We start from the raw sequence: 16,196 nt of genomic DNA, 5'->3' as shown, positions 1-16,196 counted from the left end.
AACGGTGCGCCCACCTAGCGGGGCGCGACTCGCATGCCCGGCGCGGGCCGGGCGAAGTCGCGTCGGTCGGAGTGGATCGGACGCACTTCGATGATCTCGTCCAGCCATAGATAACAGGTCCCGCTTTCGATCTTCGGATCGTCGACGCGCAATACGGCGTTGACGCCTTCGCGGCCGCTGGGATCGAGAAAGGTCTGCAGGCTCGGGCGCGCAGTCACGACCCCGAGCCGGCGGCTGCCGTCGATGAGAACCAGGCAGACCAGGGCTTCGTCCGCCAAGTCCTCGATCAACCGGGTCAGGCGCGCGATGTCGGCGGAGTCGGTGACGACGCGATCGGCGAGTTGGGTCATGATGGCGAAAACCGGCTGATCGGAGGGTATGGGCAGAGCGTGGAGGATCGCGCGGCACGGCGGGCGGCAGACTCGCGGGCGCCGGACGGCATCGATCCGCCGGCGCCCGCGGCCGTCCCCGAACGCACCGTTCGCTCGGTTACTTGCTGCCGGCGCTCTTGGCCGCGACCAAGGCGCTGGTGTCGACGCTCTTGACGCCATCGACGTTGCGCGCGACCGAGGCGGCCTTGTCGGCCTCGGCCTTGCCGCTCACGTGGCCGGACAGCTTGACCACTCCGTTGACGGTTTCGACGCTGATGTCGGTGCCCGATACACCCTTGGTGGCCAGCAGTTCGGTCTTGACCTTGGTGGTGATCCAGGTGTCGCTGACCGGCTGCGCCGAGTCGTTGCCGGTGGCGGAAACGGCCGGATCTTGGCTCGCGGCGGTGCCGGCCGATTGCGGCGCGGCGACGGCACCGGCGCACAGGCTCAGGCCCAGAACAATACTCGCGGTACGGATCGCATTCATGGCAAGTTCCTCGTTGAGGCGCCGGCACGGCCGCCGGCGCGTGGAATCGATAGAGCGGTAATCGCCGCCCTGGCGGCCGACAAGGCAGCGTTGCAGTCGCAGCCGACGCTCGACCGCCGTCTCTTCAGTGATGGTCTTTTCGCCCGGAACCGGACTTCTTTCCGCCGCCGTCCTGCTTGTTGACGGTAGCCCAGGCACGCGCTTCGGCCTCCTTCTTGGACACGCCTTCCTTGCGGTATCCCTCCTCGATGTGTTCGGCCTGGCGCTTCTGTTTGTCGGTATAAGCCGACTTCTCGCCGCGCGACATGGTCTGGCTCCTGCGTTTGGATTCGATTCGACGCTACCCGCGCGGGGGTTAATCGGACTGCAGGAAGGCGTTAGGGATCGGTATCGGCGATGTGCACGCACCGTCACGATGCGCGCAGCCGGTCACGGGCGGATCACGCTGCCGCAGTTATCAATCGACGAAGTCGTCGCGGGTTCAGCCGCGCGTTGCGGAGCGCATTCATGCAAGCCGAACAACTCTGGGTCGTCGCCGGCAGCGCCTATGCCATGCTGCTCGGCGGCGCGATCGGACTGGAGCGCGAATTCAAGAACCGGCCTGCCGGCTTTCGCACCCACATGCTGGTCGCCGGCGCCTCCTCGCTGCTGATCGGCCTGGGGCAATTGATCGTGGTCGACCCGCGATTCCGCATGCCCTTCCTGGTCAACATCGATCCCTTGCGCCTGGTCGAAGCCGTCGTCGCCGGCGTGGCCTTCATCGGCGCCGGCACCATCTTCGCCCGTCGGCGCGGCCAGGCCGTGGCCGGCATCACCACGGCCGCTTCGCTGCTGATGGTCGCGGTGATCGGTGCGTGCACCGGCTTGCGTTATCACCTGCTGGCGTTCGCGGCGACCGCCCTGACCCTGGGCGTACTGGCCTTGTTGAACTTATTCGAGCGCAAGGTCGGCAGCGAATCGCCGCCGCCGGGCAACGACGACGACAGCGTGCCGCGCTAGCGGCCGGGCAGGCGTTGGCGGCTTTCGGCGAAGCCTTCCCAGGGGTCGCTGCGCAGTCGCGCCGCGCGCCGCACGGCCTTGGGCAGGTCGAAGTCGGTCGAGGAGCCGCTGCGCGAGAACTCGTCCCAACGCAACGGCATCGCTACCGGCGCTCCGGCGCGGGCGCGCAACGACCACCCGGCGACGCTGGTGGCGCCGCGCGTATTGCGCAGCCAGTCGATGAAGATCCGCCCCTTGCGCGCGGCCTTGGAGGCCGTGGCGACGTAATGCAGTGGCGACTGGGTACTCATGGCGTCAGCAAAGGCCTCGCAGAAGTCTTTGACCTCGCTCCATTGCGGCCCGGGGCGGATCGGCACGACCACGTGCACTCCCTTGCCGCCGGACAGGCGCACCCAACTTTCCAGGCCGAGTTCGGCCAGGCGGTCGCGCACTTCGCGCGCGGCGCGCTTGAGTTCGCTCCAGGCGATGCCCTCCGCCGGATCGAGGTCGAACACCATCCGGTCCGGCTTGTCCGGAGCCTTGCGCCGCGCCCCCCAAGGATGGAACTCGATCGTATTCATCTGCACCAGGGCCAGCACGCCGTCGAGGTCGCGCACATACACGTAGTCGGCGCGCCCGCCCGATTCCTCGAGCGCGACCGGGTGCACGTCGCGACCGAAACTGCCGTTGTAGTGCTTCTGGAAAAAACAGGCGTCCGCGATTCCATGCGGGCAACGCAGCAACGACAGCGGGCGATCGATCAGTTCCGGCAAAAGCCAGGCGGATACCGCGCGATAGTACTCGGCGACCTCGCCTTTGCGGATACCGGCGTCGGGATAGACGATCCGCTCGGGGTGAGTCAGCGGCAACGACTCGACGCGAACGGACCGCCTCGATTCGGCGTCGGTTTTCGGGGCGTTGGAGCGACTGCGGCCGCGCGCTTTTTTGGCTCCGTCCGGTGGGAGCTGTTTCATTGCGGTGTCCTCGCCTGGCTCCGGCGTTCGCGCACGCCGGCGCGACGGTGCGGCCAGATCGGCCGCGGCCTTGTCCTCGCGCAGGCGCAGGAAGCTGGCCTGGCGCAGCAACCCCTCTTTGCCGCGACCGCGCGATTGCACGTCGATCACCAGCTGCGGGCGGACCCACTGCACCTTGCGCACCGGAAACGGCACATGCGCCGGCAGCGTCAGCACCGGCCGGTCCCGATGCAGGCGCCGCAAACGGGCGCCGATCGCGCGCAGGGCCACGTCGTCGAAGCCGCTGCCCACCCGGCCGAAGTAGCGCCAGCCTCCGCCCTCCGGCCTGGCCAACAGCAAGGAGCCAAAGTCGCTGCGGCTGTTGCGCGGTGGGGTATAGCCGACCACGACGAACTCCTCGTCGGCGACGTGCTTCAGCTTGATCCAGGCCTGGCTGCGGCCGCCGCGATACGGCGCCGCGACGCGCTTGCACACGATTCCTTCCAGGCCGGCACGGGCGCTCGCCGCCAGCACCTGCGCGGCCGAGCCTTCGACGTGTTCGCTGAAGACGAGAACGGGCGAAGCGGAAGTTTCGAGCAGGCGCCGCAGCAGCGCGCGCCGGTCTGCCTGACCGGCTTCGCGCAGATCGATGCCGTCCAGATATAGCAAGTCGAACACCACATAACGCAGGCCGCCGACCTCGCCGGCCTCGAGTCTGCGTTGCAGCTCGCCGAAGTCGCTGCGGCCTTCGGCGTCGAGGGCGATCAGCTCGCCGTCCAGCACCGCGCTGCGTACCGGCAGGGCGCCTAGCGCCTCCACCAGGGCCGGAAAACGCGCACTCCAGTCGATCCGGTTACGCGACTCCAGGCGTACGCCGCGCCGTATCCAAGCGAGCAGTCGATAGCCGTCCCATTTGACTTCGTATAGCCATTCGCCGGTCGCCGGCGGGCGTTCGCGCAGGCTCGCCAATTGCAGCTCGATCTGCTTGGGCATGGTCGCCGGCGTTGCGCCGTCCACGGCGAGCGCAGCCTTGCGCCAACGTTCGCGCGAGGCGACGCCGGCGGGCGCGGCACGGCGCGCGGGAAGCGTCCGGCTCGGTGTAGACGAAGCCGGGGACGCGGGCGACTTGGCGGATGACTTGGCGGATGACTTGGCCGGCGACCGAAGCAAGCCGTCGGCGTCCAGATCGCGCGCGTGTTCGTCGCTGCGCTTGATCAGCAGCCACTGGGGTTGGCGCCCTGCGCGGCGGGCGCGGACCAGGGTATAGCCGCCGTGCAGCCGTTCGCCGTCGAGCTCGAAATCCAGCTTGCCTGCGGCGATCTGCTCCAGCGCGTCGCGCTCGGTCGACCAGGTGCCGCGGTCGAACAGATAGACATGGCCGGCGCCGTAATGCCCCTTCGGAATATCGCCCTCGAAGCTGGCGTAATCGATCGGGTGGTCCTCCACTTCGACCGCCAACCGCTTCTCGCCGGCGCGAAGCGACGGCCCCTTCGGCACCGCCCAGCTCTTGAGCACGCCGTCGGCCTCGAGGCGGAAGTCGTAGTGCCTGGCGCGCGCGTGGTGCAACTGGACCACGAAGATCGGCCGCCCGCCGGCGCGCCGTCGGGCCCGGCCGCCCTCTACGCCGGGCTCCGGAGTAAGTCCGAGCCGGCGTTTGCTTGCGTAGTCGCGCAGAGTCATGGCTTCGCTTCCGCTGCCCTATCGCGGCTCAGGCCGACTTGCGCGCGCCCTTGCCGCTTCCCTTGCGCACCCTCTTCTTGGCGGTCTTCTTCGCCGTTTTCTTGGCCGCGCTCTTGGCCGGCTTGGCCGCCGTACGTCCCCCCTTCTTTTCCAGGCTGCGCTTGAGCAGCTCGGCGAAGTCGATCACATTGGTCGCCGCGTTCTCCGGCAGCTTGCTTTCGTCGACGGACTTGCCGCGCACCACCTGCTTGGACTTGACCCGCTGCTCGATCACCTTGTGCAGGCGCTCGCGGAAATCGTCCCGATAGCTGTCCGGCTCCCAATCGCTGCTCATCGATTCGATCAGCTTCTGGGCCATGTCCACCTCGCGGGCTGAGATCTTCCACTTCGCCAGACCGCCTTCGGGCAGCTTGTAATCGGCCGGGTCGACGATCTCCTGGGCATAGCGCAGGATCAACAGCAGGAGCGCTTGATCCTGCGGCATCACCGCGGCTAGATACTCGCGGGTCCGGATCACGACCCGCCCCACCCCGACCTTGCCGGTACGCTGCAGCACCTCGCGCAACAGAACGTAGCCCTTCTCCGCCTTCTTGCCCGGTTCCAGCACATACGGCTTGTCGTAGAACTGCGGCCCGATCGCAGCCGCGTCGACGAAAGCTTCGATGTCCACGGTTTCCTTGTGCTCGGGAGCCGCGGCGGCGATGTCGGCGTCCTCGATCACCACGTAGTTGCCCTTGTCGTACTCGAAGGCCTTGACGATTTCCTTCCAAGGCACCTCTTCGCCGGTTTCCTCGTTGACCCGCTCGTAGCGGATCGGCGCCTTGTTGCGGCTGTCGAGCATGCGGAAATGCAGATCGACGCGGCGTTCGCCGGTCATCAGCTTGACCGGGATATTGAGCAGGCCGAACGACAGGGTTCCGGTCCAGATCGGGCGCGCCATGACGGCACCTCGCAATGCGTGACGGGGAGCGGGGCTTCAGACTGTGCGACCGCAACCGTCCAGGCCGGGTGAACGAGCGCCGCATCGCGATCACCCGGCGCCGGTCTGGGCGTGCGGCGCGCGCACCGGTTTGGATTGCGGCGAATGCGCCTGGCGCAGCCAGATCGACAGTACCACCAGGGTGAGCACGGCGAGAAACTCGCTCTGCCAGTTCTGGAACGACTCGAACCAGAATTGCGCCGAACCCAGGTGCTCGCTCAGGCTCGGTACCGGCTGGGCTTCGCGCTGCGCTTGTTCCACCTGCTGCCGCCAACTGCCGTAGGCGTGGCCGGCGAAGGCGAACGCGAACAGCGACAACAAGGCGATCGAAAGGGAATTGGCGTACAGCGCCGCCCAGGCGCCGCCGCGCCGCACCGGCCCGGGCGTCGGCCCGGGCTCGATCTCGCGCCCGCCCTCCTCCCTGGTGTCGTCTTCGCGTTCCTCGACCTTGCGCGATTCCGCCGAGCCGTGCTGGCGCAGCCAGACCGTCAGCAGCACGTACAGCCCCATCTGCAGGAACTCGCTTTCCCAGTTCTCGAACGTCGCCGATAAGAACTGGCCGCGGCGGAAGTACTCGCCCCAGTCCAGCGGCGGTTGGCCGTGCTCGACCCGTTCGCGGTCGAGCACGGCGCGGCCGGCGGCGATCTGGCCGAACAGGCTGATCCCGAACAGGGCCAGCAGCACCAGCGAGAGCGAGTTGCGGCGCCAGAAGCCCGGCGCCGCCGCAGGCCCTTTTTTCTTGGCCGCGTTCATCGAGCAGCGCTCAGAGCATGCGCGAGCGGGCTTGTTCGGCGCGGGCCGCACCGATCGCGGTTTCGACCTTCTTGACCTCCTCGGGCGGTGGCAGCACCGCGGGCAAGCCCAAGGCTTCGATCCACAGTTCTCGCGCCCAGCCCTTGGTGTGGTACAGATGATGGTCCTCGTCGGACTCGACCGCTTCGAAGGCGGTTTTGAGCACGTCCAGGCCCTCGCCTTTGGCGTGTTCGACCAAGTGGCCGATCAGCTCCCAGTTCATATGGTCCTTGGTCTCGGCCAGGACCACGCATTCGGCCGCCACCAGTTGCGCCGCCGCAGGCTCGGCGGTGTTTTGCGCCTCGCGGATCGCCGCGACCAGCGATTCGCCGATGCGACCGACGACATCGCGGCCCGGCGTAGTCTGTTCCGAATCCAGGCCGAGCTCCTCGAACACATTCAACAGCACCCGTACGTGGGTGCGGGTTTCTTCGAGATAGTCCGTCCACTCCTTGCGCAGGTCGTCGTTGATCGCACTGGCGACGGCGGCTTCGTAGATCTTTACGCCGCTCTGCTCGGTCTGCAGGGCCTGGAGCAGCAGCTCGCGCACTTGGGCGGCTTCGGGTTGAGTCTTTTTCATGTCGTATCGCCTCGTTAAGTTGGGGTGGAAGCGCCGCCTCCCGGCGGCGACGGCTCGCCATCGGATCCGGGTGCGTCGGCGCCGACGTCGGCAGGGCCGTCACGTCGGCCGCGGCCGCTGAGCCGGCGGGCCTTCTTCGCCAGTGCTTCGTAGCGCCGACGGAACCGCTCCTGCGTGTCCTCGTCGAGTTCTTCCAGATCGAGCAAGGCGTTCTCGGCCTTGAGCGTGGCCCGGATCAGCTCGTCGAGCTTGATCTGCACCGCGGCGGCATCGCGGTTCTGCGAGTTCTGGATCAGGAACACCATCAGGAACGTCACGATGGTCGTACCGGTGTTGATGATCAGCTGCCAGGTGTCGCTGAAGCCGAACACCGGCCCGCTGAGCAGCCACAGCAGGACCACTCCGACCGCCAGGCAGAAACACAGGGGGTGGCCGGTAAAACGCGCGGCGGCCTTCGCGCCGCGTTCGAACGTTTCGCGCAGAGTCATCTGCCGCCCCGGTCGTTCAACCGGTCCCAGGCCGCCTGGACCACGCTGTGGGCCTGATCCCAGTCCAGTCGCGAGCCGCCGCGGGTGCGGCGGTAGCAATCGCGCAACTCTTGCTCCATGTCGCTGAGCGAGCGGCCGTGACCGCGCATGTAAGCGTCCAGGCCCAGCTTGAGCGCCGGTTCGTAATCGCTGTAGCGCAGGCCTTCGCATCGAGACATGCCGCGATAGTGGGTGCGCCAGTAGCTGAGTTCGGACTCCATGTCGATCACGTCCAGGGACTGCATCGACGCAGGCGAAGCGGCGGTCTGGCCTTTCGTTCCGGGTGGACGCGCCGTTTCGCGCGGTGGATGGCCCGATGCCTCCATCGTCCGCGCCGCGACGCCGGCGCGGGCCGGCCCCTCGTAAGGCGCGAAAACGAGTGCAGCGGGAAAAGCGCGGGTGGACGAGTAAGCCATGTGCGTCTCCTGAAGGATGGATCCGTTGCGTAGGCAGTGCGATCGCATGTTGCGACCGGGCGCATCAGCGATGACGCAACTCCCGTGCCAGCCGAACCCATACGGCGGTCCGATCCGCAATCGGCGACACCGATCGCAGTGCGGGACTGAACGCTTCAGATACCGCTCTTCGTGCGACGCCCGGCTGCAGGCGCATGGCGGAAGTGCGCAATGACGAAACTGACTGCGCTGCGGCGGTTTTCGCAGGCGCCCGGCGCGAACACGTGTCCCTGGACGATGCTTTTTCGCTGCCGGCACCCCACTGCCTGGTGCGGACAGCAACTCTTTCATCACGGCGGAATCATTTTCCGCCGACGCACCGTTAACTCACGCTCAGCTAGCGTGGACGCCCCGGACAACGGATCGACAGACGTGGCCGAACGCGTCTCCGCACCGAGCCCTACCGTGTTGATCGTCGACGACGATCACGATTTCGCCTCCGCCGCCGCCGACTTCGCCAGGGCGCGCGGCTTCACTCCTTACATGGCGCACTCGCTGGAACAATCGCGCGGTTTCGCCCGCCTTCCGGCCGTGGATCTGTTGCTGCTGGACCTGGAACTGCCCGACGGCAACGGCTTCGACCTGCTCGACGACATGGACTTGCCCGAGCACGGGCAGATCGCGATCGTCACCGGCCAGCCCTCGGTGGAGAGCGCGGCGCGCGCGGTTTCGCTGCCGGTGGTGGATTATCTGATCAAGCCGCTGTGCCCGGAGCAATTCTCCAACCTGCTCGATCATGCCGCCGCGCGCGCACGGCCGCCGCAGGCGCGCGCCGAAGCGCGTGGCGGCATGATCGGCCGGTCGCCGGCGATGCGACGGCTGATCGACAGCCTGGAGCGGATCGCGCCGTCGGAGGCGACGGTGCTGATCAGCGGCGAAAGCGGCACCGGCAAGGAACTGGTCGCGCGCGCGATCCACGAATTCAGCGGCCGCAGCGGCGCCTTCGTGCCGGTCAATTGCGGCGCGATCGCGCCGGATCTGCTCGCCAGCCACCTGTTCGGCCACGAGCGCGGCAGCTTCACCGGCGCCGCCGCGCGCCACAACGGCTACTTCGAACAGGCCGATCGCGGCACGTTGTTCCTGGACGAGATCACCGAGATGCGGCCGGCGTTGCAAGTCTATCTGCTGCGCGTGCTCGAAACCGGGACAGTGACCCGAGTCGGCGGCAGCGAAGCGGTCGATATCGACGTGCGCGTGGTCGCAGCGACCAATCGCGACCCGCAGCGCAGCATCGAGGAAGGTTCGCTGCGCGAGGACCTGTTCTATCGCCTGGCCGACATCGGCCTGGAGCTGCCCCCGTTGCGCAGCCGGGGCGACGACGCGCTGTTGATCGCGCACAACTTCCTGGAGCGCCTCAACATCCGTTACGGCACGCGTAAGCGCTTCGCTGCCGGCACCGAACGGGTGCTGTTGCGGCACAACTGGCCCGGCAACGTGCGCGAGCTGCGCAGCGCGGTGCAGCGCGCCTTCCTGACCGCCGAAGGCGACGAAATCCGGGTGGCGCCGGGCTTTCGCAAGCTGGCGCCGGTGCACCACGACGCCACCCATGTCTCGTTCTCGGTCGGCATGACTTATGCCCAGATCGAGCAGGAGATGCTGCTCAAGACCCTGGCCCATTTCGACGGCGACCGGACCCGCAGCGCCCAATCGCTGGGCGTCAGCGTACGCACCATCCACAACCAGCTGGCGCGCCTGCGCGAGAGCGGCCATGACGTCTGATCGGGCCGCTGCCTCCGCGCCGCCGGCCGGGCCGACCGAGTTCGCTCGCTGGCTGCACCGACTGCGCAACGAGGTCAACACCGTGACCATGGCCAGCGCCGCCGCGCACAGGCTGATCGAAGCCGGCGCCGGCGACGACCCGGCCGTGCGCGACAACCTGCGCCGGGTGCGCGACGCCTGCCAGCGTTGTTCGGCCTTGTTGGCCGAGCCGCCGGCGGAAGCCTGACATGTCCGGCGCGGAGCGCGGCCGGCATCGATCGCGCGAACTGGCGATCGCGCTGATCCTGGCTTTGCTCGCCATCGCCGTTCACGTCCGCTACGGCCGCAGCGTCGCCGAAGCCTTCCCGATCGCGCTGTTCTACTTGCTGGTGATTCTCGCCAGCGCGTTCTACGGCGCCCGCGGCGGACTGATCGGCCTGACCGCCAGCCTGGGCGCGGTGCTGCTGTGGCCGGGGCTGCTGCGCAACCTCGGCAGCGACGGCGCCGCATTCTATCTGCTGGTGTCTGCGCTGCTGATCTGGATCGTCGCCAGCGCGCGCCAGCTCAGCCGCAGCGAACGCGAACAGCGCGCGCACCTGTCCGCGGTACTCGCGGGCATCGAAGACGGCGTGGTCGCCGTCGACCAGCACCGTCGTGTGCGCTATCTCAATGCGGTCGCGGAATCCATGCTCGGTTGCAGCAGCGAACGCGCCGAGAAACGGCCGATCGGCGAGCTGCTGGCCGGCCTGCCCGAAGATGCGTTCGACGCCGACGCCGGCAGCGCGTCGCGCTCGACCTACCACATCGACCTGTCCGGCAGCGGCGCGGAACTCACCGCCGACGTGGTCCGCCTGCAGGCCGGGCGCGACGCCGATTCCGGCCATGTCCTGTTCTTGCGCCGGCGCAGCGGCGACCAGCCCAGCCTCAGCGACCGCAAGCTGCGCGCGGTGTTCGACACCGAGATGTGGGGCATTTGCTTCGCCGACCTCGACGGCGGCCGTTGGCTGGCCAATCCGCGCTTCCGGCGCATGCTGCTCGGCGACCACGGCAGCGAGACGGGCACGCTCGACGGCCGGCCGCCCGGCGAGCTTGCGTCGGACGACCTGCAACACCTCGGCGTGCCACGCGGCTTGCTCGATACCTTGCGGCGCGAGGGCGCGTTCCGTCCCACCGAGGTGCAGGTGCTCGGTCGACAGGGCCGCGCCGACTGGGTGCTGCTCGCCGGGGAAGCGCTGTCCGGGCGCGATGTCGCCCTGCTCGCGCTCGACATAAGCGAGCACAAGCGCATCGACGCCGCCCTGCGCGCGCAACGCCAGCTGATGCGCGCGATGATCGATCGGCTTCCGGCGCTGGTCGCCTACATCGACATCGAACGACGCTATCGTCTGTTCAACCGCAGTTTCGAGGACTGTTTCGCGGGCACGCCCCTGCACGGCATGCGGGTCGACGAAGCGCATCCGCACAGCGATCTGGCCCCCTACCTGGCGCTGCTGCAGCGCGCCCTGGAAGGCCAGGCGGTGCGCTTCCCGGCCGAGTTGCTCCTGGCCGGCGAGCGCCGCCACTACGACGTCCAGTTCGTGCCGCACCAGCCCGACGGAGAGACGGTCGAAGGCGCGGTGATCCATGCCGTCGACATCACCGACCGGATCGAAGCCACCCGCCGGGTCGCCGCCAGCGAACGCCGCTTTCGCAGCCTGGCCCTGGCCTGGGCCGGCATCGTCTGGTGCGCCGACCGCGACGGCCGCATGCTCGATGCGCCGGGCTGGGAAGCGCTGACCGGGCAACCGCCGCTGCAGTACCGCGGCGACGGCTGGTTGGACGCGATCGATCCGGGCGACCGCGCGCGAGTGCGCGATGCCTGGGGCGAGGCGCTGCGCGAGGCGCCGGCGCAGACGCTCGACTTGGAGTTCCGGGTCCGCACCGCCACCGGCGAAGCGCGCTACGTCGCCCTGCGCGCGGTGCCGGTGCTGACCGAGGACGAGGCCGTCGCCGAGTGGATCGGCGGCATTCGCGACGTGCACGAGCGGCGGGTGTTCGAATTGCAGTTGCGACGCGCCGAGGCGGAACAGCATGCCTTGCTCGACAATCTGCCGAAGATGGTCTGGATCGCCGAACCCGACGGCGGCATCCGTTACCAGAACCGGCACTGGTACGAGTACACCGGCCTGAGCGGGCAAGAGGACTGGCGCCACATCGTCCACCCCGACGACCTCGACAACGGCCAACGCGCCTGGGACCAGGCGATCCGCGCCGGCCGGCAGCTCAACGTCGAGCTGCGCTTCCGCCGCGCCGACGGCGCGTACCGCTGGCATATCGTGCGCGCCCAGCCGCTGTTCGACGACCACGGCCGACTGCGTTGTTGGTACGGCGCCAGCACCGATATCGAAGACCAGAAACGCGCCCTGGAAACCCTGGCCGCGGCCAACCAGCGCATCAGCCGGTTCCTGGCGGTACTCAGTCACGAACTGCGCAATCCGTTGTCCGGAGTCAGCGCCGCCAGCGAATTGCTCAGCCGGAACGACCTGCCCGCCGCCGATCGCGAACGCGCGCTGGCGACGCTGCTGCGGCAGAACCGTCACTTGCACCGCCTGGTCGATGATCTGCTGGACATTTCCCGCGTCACCCAAGGCGACTTGGAACTGCGTCGCGAACGTTTCGATCTCAACCGGCTGCTGGAGGAAGTGCACAGCGACCATGTCGACCGTGCCGGGCACGAACAGGTAGCGATCGAGGCGGCGCTGCCGGTCGAGCCATGCTGGGTCGACGGCGATCGTGCGCGGCTGCGGCAAGTGTTCGACAACCTGCTGTCGAACGCGGTCAAGGCCAGTTCGCCGGGGCAACGCATTCGCATCGACGCGGCGACGACCGAAGAGGGCGTGCTGATCGAAGTCAGCGACCAAGGCCAGGGACTGAGCCGAGACCTGTCGACACGCCTGTTCGAACCGTTCGTGCAGACGCCCGACTGGCGTTCGCGTGGACTCGGACTGGGCCTGAGCATCGTCAAGACCCTGGTCGAGCGCCACGGCGGCTCGGTCGCCGCGCACAGCGACGGACTCGGCCGCGGCGCGCGCTTCAGCGTGCGCCTGCCGCTGGCGCCCCCCCGGACCGAGACCGCGCCGAGCACGGCGCTGGCCGAAGTCGAAGCCAGCCTGGGCATGCCGCGGGCAGACATGCCGGCCGACCGCGCTTGCGGCCGAGTACTGATCGTCGACGACGAGACCGACACCGCCGAAGCCCTGCGCGTACTGCTGAAACTGCAGGGCCACCACGCCGAATGCGCGATCGACGCCGAGCAGGCCTTGGCGGCCTGGCGCCGCGGCGCGTTCGATGTGGTCCTGTGCGACCTGGAGCTGCCCGGTCCGCTCAACGGCTACGACATCGCCTCCACCCTGCGCTTGCAACGAAATTCGCCCTACCTGGTGGCCTACAGCGGCTACGGTCAGGCCGGCGACCGCGACCGCACCGCCGCGGTCGGTTTCCACGAGCACTTGGTCAAGCCGGCAGGAATCGAGGAGATTCTCGCCAGCATCGAACGAGGCATGCGGCAGGCGCAAGCTTCGTGAGGCGGCTGAAGCGACCGGGCGCGGCGGAGTTTTCTCTGCCTCAGCTCGGCTGCGATCGCCAGGGCGAGGCCGCTTCCCCTATGCCTGCGCTGTTCGAAACAGATGCATGGGGCGACCGCGACACCCGCATAGGGACGCCGTCGCCGTGGCTTGGATGTCGAACTAGCTCTTTAGGCCTAGCCCCGTATCTGTGCCTGTGCCGGTGAGCGGCGCTGCGATACGTTACGACCGGGAGAGCGGCAAAGAAGACATGGAAGACATGGAAGACATGGAAGACAGAGGATTTTGGAATGAAGCGAATGAAATTGGTGGCCATCCCCCTTTGCCTGGCCATCAGCGGTCACGCATTCGGCATGGATACCTATACCTGGGCCTTGGACAGCGGGAGCAACTCGAGCGGTTTCGACAGTCTATTGACTGAAAACCTGGTTGTTGTGTCGCCGAACAGGCCCGCGCCATCGCGGACCGAGCTGAACACCAACATGGAGTCGGCTTGGTTGGGCAACCGGCAGACCGGAAACGGCATCGACTACACGGCCTTGTACCGGACCCGTCCGGCGCTCAAGTCCTATCCGGAAGGGGCGCCTCCTCCGGTGACATTCGAGAATTGGGCGTTCGTTCGGAAATTCGTGTACTTCGGTGGCGAGCATTCCTCCGGAGCGCACGTGATCGCTCCGGACCCGAACTGGGTCACCGCCGCCCACGAGAACGGGGTGAAGATCTACGGGACCGTCTATATCGACGCGACTCATGGCAACTCCGCCATGGTCAAGAGTTTGATCGGCTTTCTGACCGGAACGTTTCCGAACGAAGAGCTCGAGTCCTCCTATCACATCCCGGCCTTGAAGAATCTGGAAAAAATCGCCAAGGCGCTGAAACTGGACGGGTGGTTCCTGAACATCGAACAAGGCTTCGGCGATTCGACTGAAGGGCGGCAGCAGGTGATTCAGATGAACCGCTTGATCGAGCACGTATTCCCGAAGTTCAAGCAACGGGGGGGGGTGGAGTTCATAACCTATACCGGCGATAGCTCGAGAGGCATCCACGGCGCGGTGACCGACGGCAACATCGCCAACTTCGGGCATTCGCCGCTCGAGGATTACGGGCTGGACAACGCGACCGGAATCAACCCCGCCGAAACCCTGAAGCTGCTTCCGGCCGGTTCGCAGAAGAACGTTCTGCTCTATCTCGATGAAGTCTTCAGCAGGAACACGCCCCTGGGCCGGACCGCCCCCTTGAGAATACCGGGCGCAAAGGCGACCCAGTGCAAGTACTTCAAGGGCAGCGGCGTTTGGCCGGGCCTGAAGGAATACACCAAGGCCGTTTATCCGAAGACCAAGCTGAGAAGCGAGGTGCTTTGCGCTGGCGTCGACACCGCCCCTGCGCCGACTACCGTTCTGAAAATCAACGTGATGACGTGGCCTGGGGTGGAGTCCAGGGGCTGGACGGTCACGGCGAAGAATTCTGGCGTGCGTTGCGACAGTTCGTGCTATCTGGAGTTCTCGCACGACGGCTTGACCGAAGAAGTCCTGGAGTTCAATCACCCGATCGAGTTCCAGCAAAACGCGCAGGCTTGGCTGGGTTCCCGTCGAGACATAATGGCGTGGTCGGGCTGGCAGGAGGGCGATAGCAGGCTCAACTTGCTGGACCCGCTCTTTGTTCAGTACATGCCTGGGTTCAAGTGGTGGGAGAAGGAGCCTCGGCTGATTCCAGGCGACCTGCGCGACAACAACGCGCAAGGCGGGTTCGTCTGGGACTATGCCGGGTACGCGCAGGAGGGGTTGCGCTGCGTCCCGGTTACCGCGGAGCAAGCGGCGACGCACTCGGTCGCACAGGACCGGGCATGCATCATCCGGGTGCCGACTTATGGGACGATGGCAAGCGTTCCAAACTCGGCCGTAGCCTACGGCCCCTTCGGCGCTTTTCCGCTGTTGAACCTCACGATGCAGGTGAACACCGAGGGATTCACCTATTACGCTCTGTACGAGCAGCTGACGGCGAAGTAGCTTCGGGCCGGAACTGCGGCCGCCTGCTATCGGTAGCAACGTCAAGGGGCGCCGTCGGCCCAGTTCTCACGCGACAAGATCCTGATGGCGGGCGGCGCCATGGCCTTCGGCGACGAAGACCCGAAGCAGGACACGCTGGCCCGATAAGTCCCGGCGCGGAAGGAGAGCTTCGTCATCGATCTCAACACCGGTACCGCACGGCGGGTCGCGGACACGCACTATCCCCACTACCAGGCCAATTCGGCACATAACCGGATGGGCTCCGGGACTTAGCACCCTGAGCGAAGTCCCGCCAGACGCTCGAAGACTCCGCCCCCTCCTCGTCACGAGTCGGCTGATGGCGAGGAGGGATTTCGCATTTCCAGCGGCCTCGTCCGCGCTCGACAGGAAACGCGTTTCCAGGCGATCTTCAACGCCGCGATACCGCTTCCGCCATCGCTCGCGCACTTGCGTTCTGTCGCCATCCAACGCCGATTTCGGCGAACGCTAGAGACGATAAAAGCGCGGAACTTTTCGACAGGACAGCCGAGGCTATCGGATTTGCGCTAAGACATTTCCGTATGGCGATACGGCATGACTTCGCGACAATTCCTGCTTGTTTGCCCGGCGCTCCCGCACATGCAATCGAAGGCCGCGGTACCGGCATGAATCGACAGTTAACGAAGCGGCGAATCTGGCTGCATCGCGCGAATCCTGCCGCGCCTGTCGGCGCTCTTTAAGGCGTGCTTGCGGAGAGCGCTACGCCGGTCGTGGCGACAGCGATGGAATGCGTCCCGGGCACACAGAAATGCAACAGGTCGCGACCTGGAGCCACCGTGCGTTACCCACCGACGGATTCTCCGTCGATTTTGTCATCAAGGAGTTTTTCAATGTACGAGCAGATCAAGAAGCCCATCGCCCTCGCCCTCGGCGCCACCCTGATCGGCGGCCTGAGCCTGTCGGCTTCCGCGTTTGCGATGACCGACCTGTCGCAGGGCTACCTGCTGGGCGCGCAATCGGCCCAAGCCGCCGACAAGGCCGGCGCTAAGGCCGTGGCTGCGAAGAAGGTCGAGGGTAGCTGCGGCGGCGACAAGAAGCACGGCGAAGGCGGCTGTGGCGGTGCCAAGAGCGCCGGCAAGCCGATCGCA

The 16,196-nt window shown here is 66.9% G+C and carries 14 protein-coding genes and 1 pseudogene; 6 read left to right on the top strand and 9 right to left on the bottom strand.

Annotated elements, in window-relative coordinates:
* Nucleotides 1-14: 14 nt before the first annotated feature.
* The 3 genes from TX83_RS23600 to TX83_RS22325 all read right to left on the bottom strand — a co-directional run bounded on the left by TX83_RS23600 (nucleotide 15) and on the right by TX83_RS22325 (nucleotide 1,165).
* Complete coding sequence (locus tag TX83_RS23600) at nucleotides 15-350, bottom strand: DUF3247 family protein (protein ID WP_064750193.1); 336 nt, start codon at nucleotides 348-350, stop codon at nucleotides 15-17.
* A 139-nt stretch (nucleotides 351-489) separates the two neighbouring features.
* Nucleotides 490-858, bottom strand: a complete 369-nt coding sequence (locus TX83_RS22330) for a BON domain-containing protein (protein WP_064750192.1) — start codon at nucleotides 856-858, stop codon at nucleotides 490-492.
* Between the two features lie 124 nt (nucleotides 859-982).
* Complete coding sequence (locus tag TX83_RS22325; protein WP_064750191.1) at nucleotides 983-1,165, bottom strand: hypothetical protein; 183 nt, start codon at nucleotides 1,163-1,165, stop codon at nucleotides 983-985.
* Nucleotides 1,166-1,365: 200 nt separating this feature from the next.
* Here TX83_RS22325 and TX83_RS22320 point away from each other — a divergent pair, with 200 nt between their 5' ends.
* Nucleotides 1,366-1,857 carry an MgtC/SapB family protein gene (locus TX83_RS22320; protein WP_064750190.1) on the top strand — a complete coding sequence of 164 codons (492 nt, stop codon included), beginning with the start codon at nucleotides 1,366-1,368 and terminating at the stop codon, nucleotides 1,855-1,857.
* Here TX83_RS22320 and ligD read toward each other — a convergent pair.
* The 6 genes from ligD to TX83_RS22290 all read right to left on the bottom strand — a co-directional run bounded on the left by ligD (nucleotide 1,854) and on the right by TX83_RS22290 (nucleotide 7,592).
* Nucleotides 1,854-4,469, bottom strand: a complete 2,616-nt coding sequence (gene ligD, locus TX83_RS22315) for a DNA ligase D (RefSeq protein ID WP_064750189.1) — start codon at nucleotides 4,467-4,469, stop codon at nucleotides 1,854-1,856. The genes TX83_RS22320 and ligD overlap by 4 nt on opposite strands.
* A 28-nt stretch (nucleotides 4,470-4,497) precedes the next feature.
* Entirely contained in the window at nucleotides 4,498-5,409 is a 912-nt protein-coding gene (locus TX83_RS22310) for a Ku protein (RefSeq protein WP_064750188.1), read from the bottom strand.
* A 90-nt stretch (nucleotides 5,410-5,499) separates the two neighbouring features.
* Nucleotides 5,500-6,201: a DUF6766 family protein gene (locus TX83_RS22305; RefSeq protein ID WP_064750187.1), complete on the bottom strand. Its 702-nt coding sequence runs from the start codon at nucleotides 6,199-6,201 to the stop codon at nucleotides 5,500-5,502.
* A gap of 10 nt (nucleotides 6,202-6,211) precedes the next feature.
* Complete coding sequence (locus tag TX83_RS22300) at nucleotides 6,212-6,820, bottom strand: hypothetical protein (RefSeq protein WP_064750186.1); 609 nt, start codon at nucleotides 6,818-6,820, stop codon at nucleotides 6,212-6,214.
* Between the two features lie 14 nt (nucleotides 6,821-6,834).
* Entirely contained in the window at nucleotides 6,835-7,308 is a 474-nt protein-coding gene (locus TX83_RS22295) for a low affinity iron permease family protein (RefSeq protein ID WP_079248396.1), read from the bottom strand.
* Entirely contained in the window at nucleotides 7,305-7,592 is a 288-nt protein-coding gene (locus tag TX83_RS22290; RefSeq protein ID WP_064750185.1) for a hypothetical protein, read from the bottom strand. The genes TX83_RS22295 and TX83_RS22290 overlap by 4 nt, the downstream gene beginning before the upstream one ends.
* A 582-nt stretch (nucleotides 7,593-8,174) precedes the next feature.
* On the opposite strand from TX83_RS22290, the gene TX83_RS22285 reads away from it, so the two are divergent.
* From TX83_RS22285 to TX83_RS24300, 5 genes and pseudogenes are all read left to right on the top strand, one after another.
* Nucleotides 8,175-9,521, top strand: a complete 1,347-nt coding sequence (locus TX83_RS22285; protein WP_064750184.1) for a sigma-54-dependent transcriptional regulator — start codon at nucleotides 8,175-8,177, stop codon at nucleotides 9,519-9,521.
* Nucleotides 9,511-9,747 (top strand): hypothetical protein, encoded by a 237-nt coding sequence (locus TX83_RS22280; RefSeq protein ID WP_064750183.1) that lies wholly within the window; start codon nucleotides 9,511-9,513, stop codon nucleotides 9,745-9,747. The genes TX83_RS22285 and TX83_RS22280 overlap by 11 nt, the downstream gene beginning before the upstream one ends.
* A 1-nt stretch (nucleotide 9,748) precedes the next feature.
* On the top strand, nucleotides 9,749-13,063 hold the full coding sequence (locus tag TX83_RS22275; protein ID WP_064750182.1) for a PAS domain-containing protein: 3,315 nt from the start codon (nucleotides 9,749-9,751) through the stop codon (nucleotides 13,061-13,063).
* A gap of 290 nt (nucleotides 13,064-13,353) precedes the next feature.
* Entirely contained in the window at nucleotides 13,354-15,069 is a 1,716-nt protein-coding gene (locus TX83_RS22270) for an endo-beta-N-acetylglucosaminidase (protein ID WP_079248394.1), read from the top strand.
* An 869-nt stretch (nucleotides 15,070-15,938) separates the two neighbouring features.
* Nucleotides 15,939-16,196, top strand: a pseudogene (locus TX83_RS24300) (hypothetical protein); the annotation flags it as partial.

Origin of the sequence: Lysobacter antibioticus HS124, assembly GCF_000336385.2 — a bacterium.
Lineage (GTDB): Bacteria > Pseudomonadota > Gammaproteobacteria > Xanthomonadales > Xanthomonadaceae > Lysobacter > Lysobacter firmicutimachus.
The sequence above is the reverse complement of the archived record's forward strand: the minus strand, read 5'-3'. Positions and strand labels throughout refer to the sequence as shown.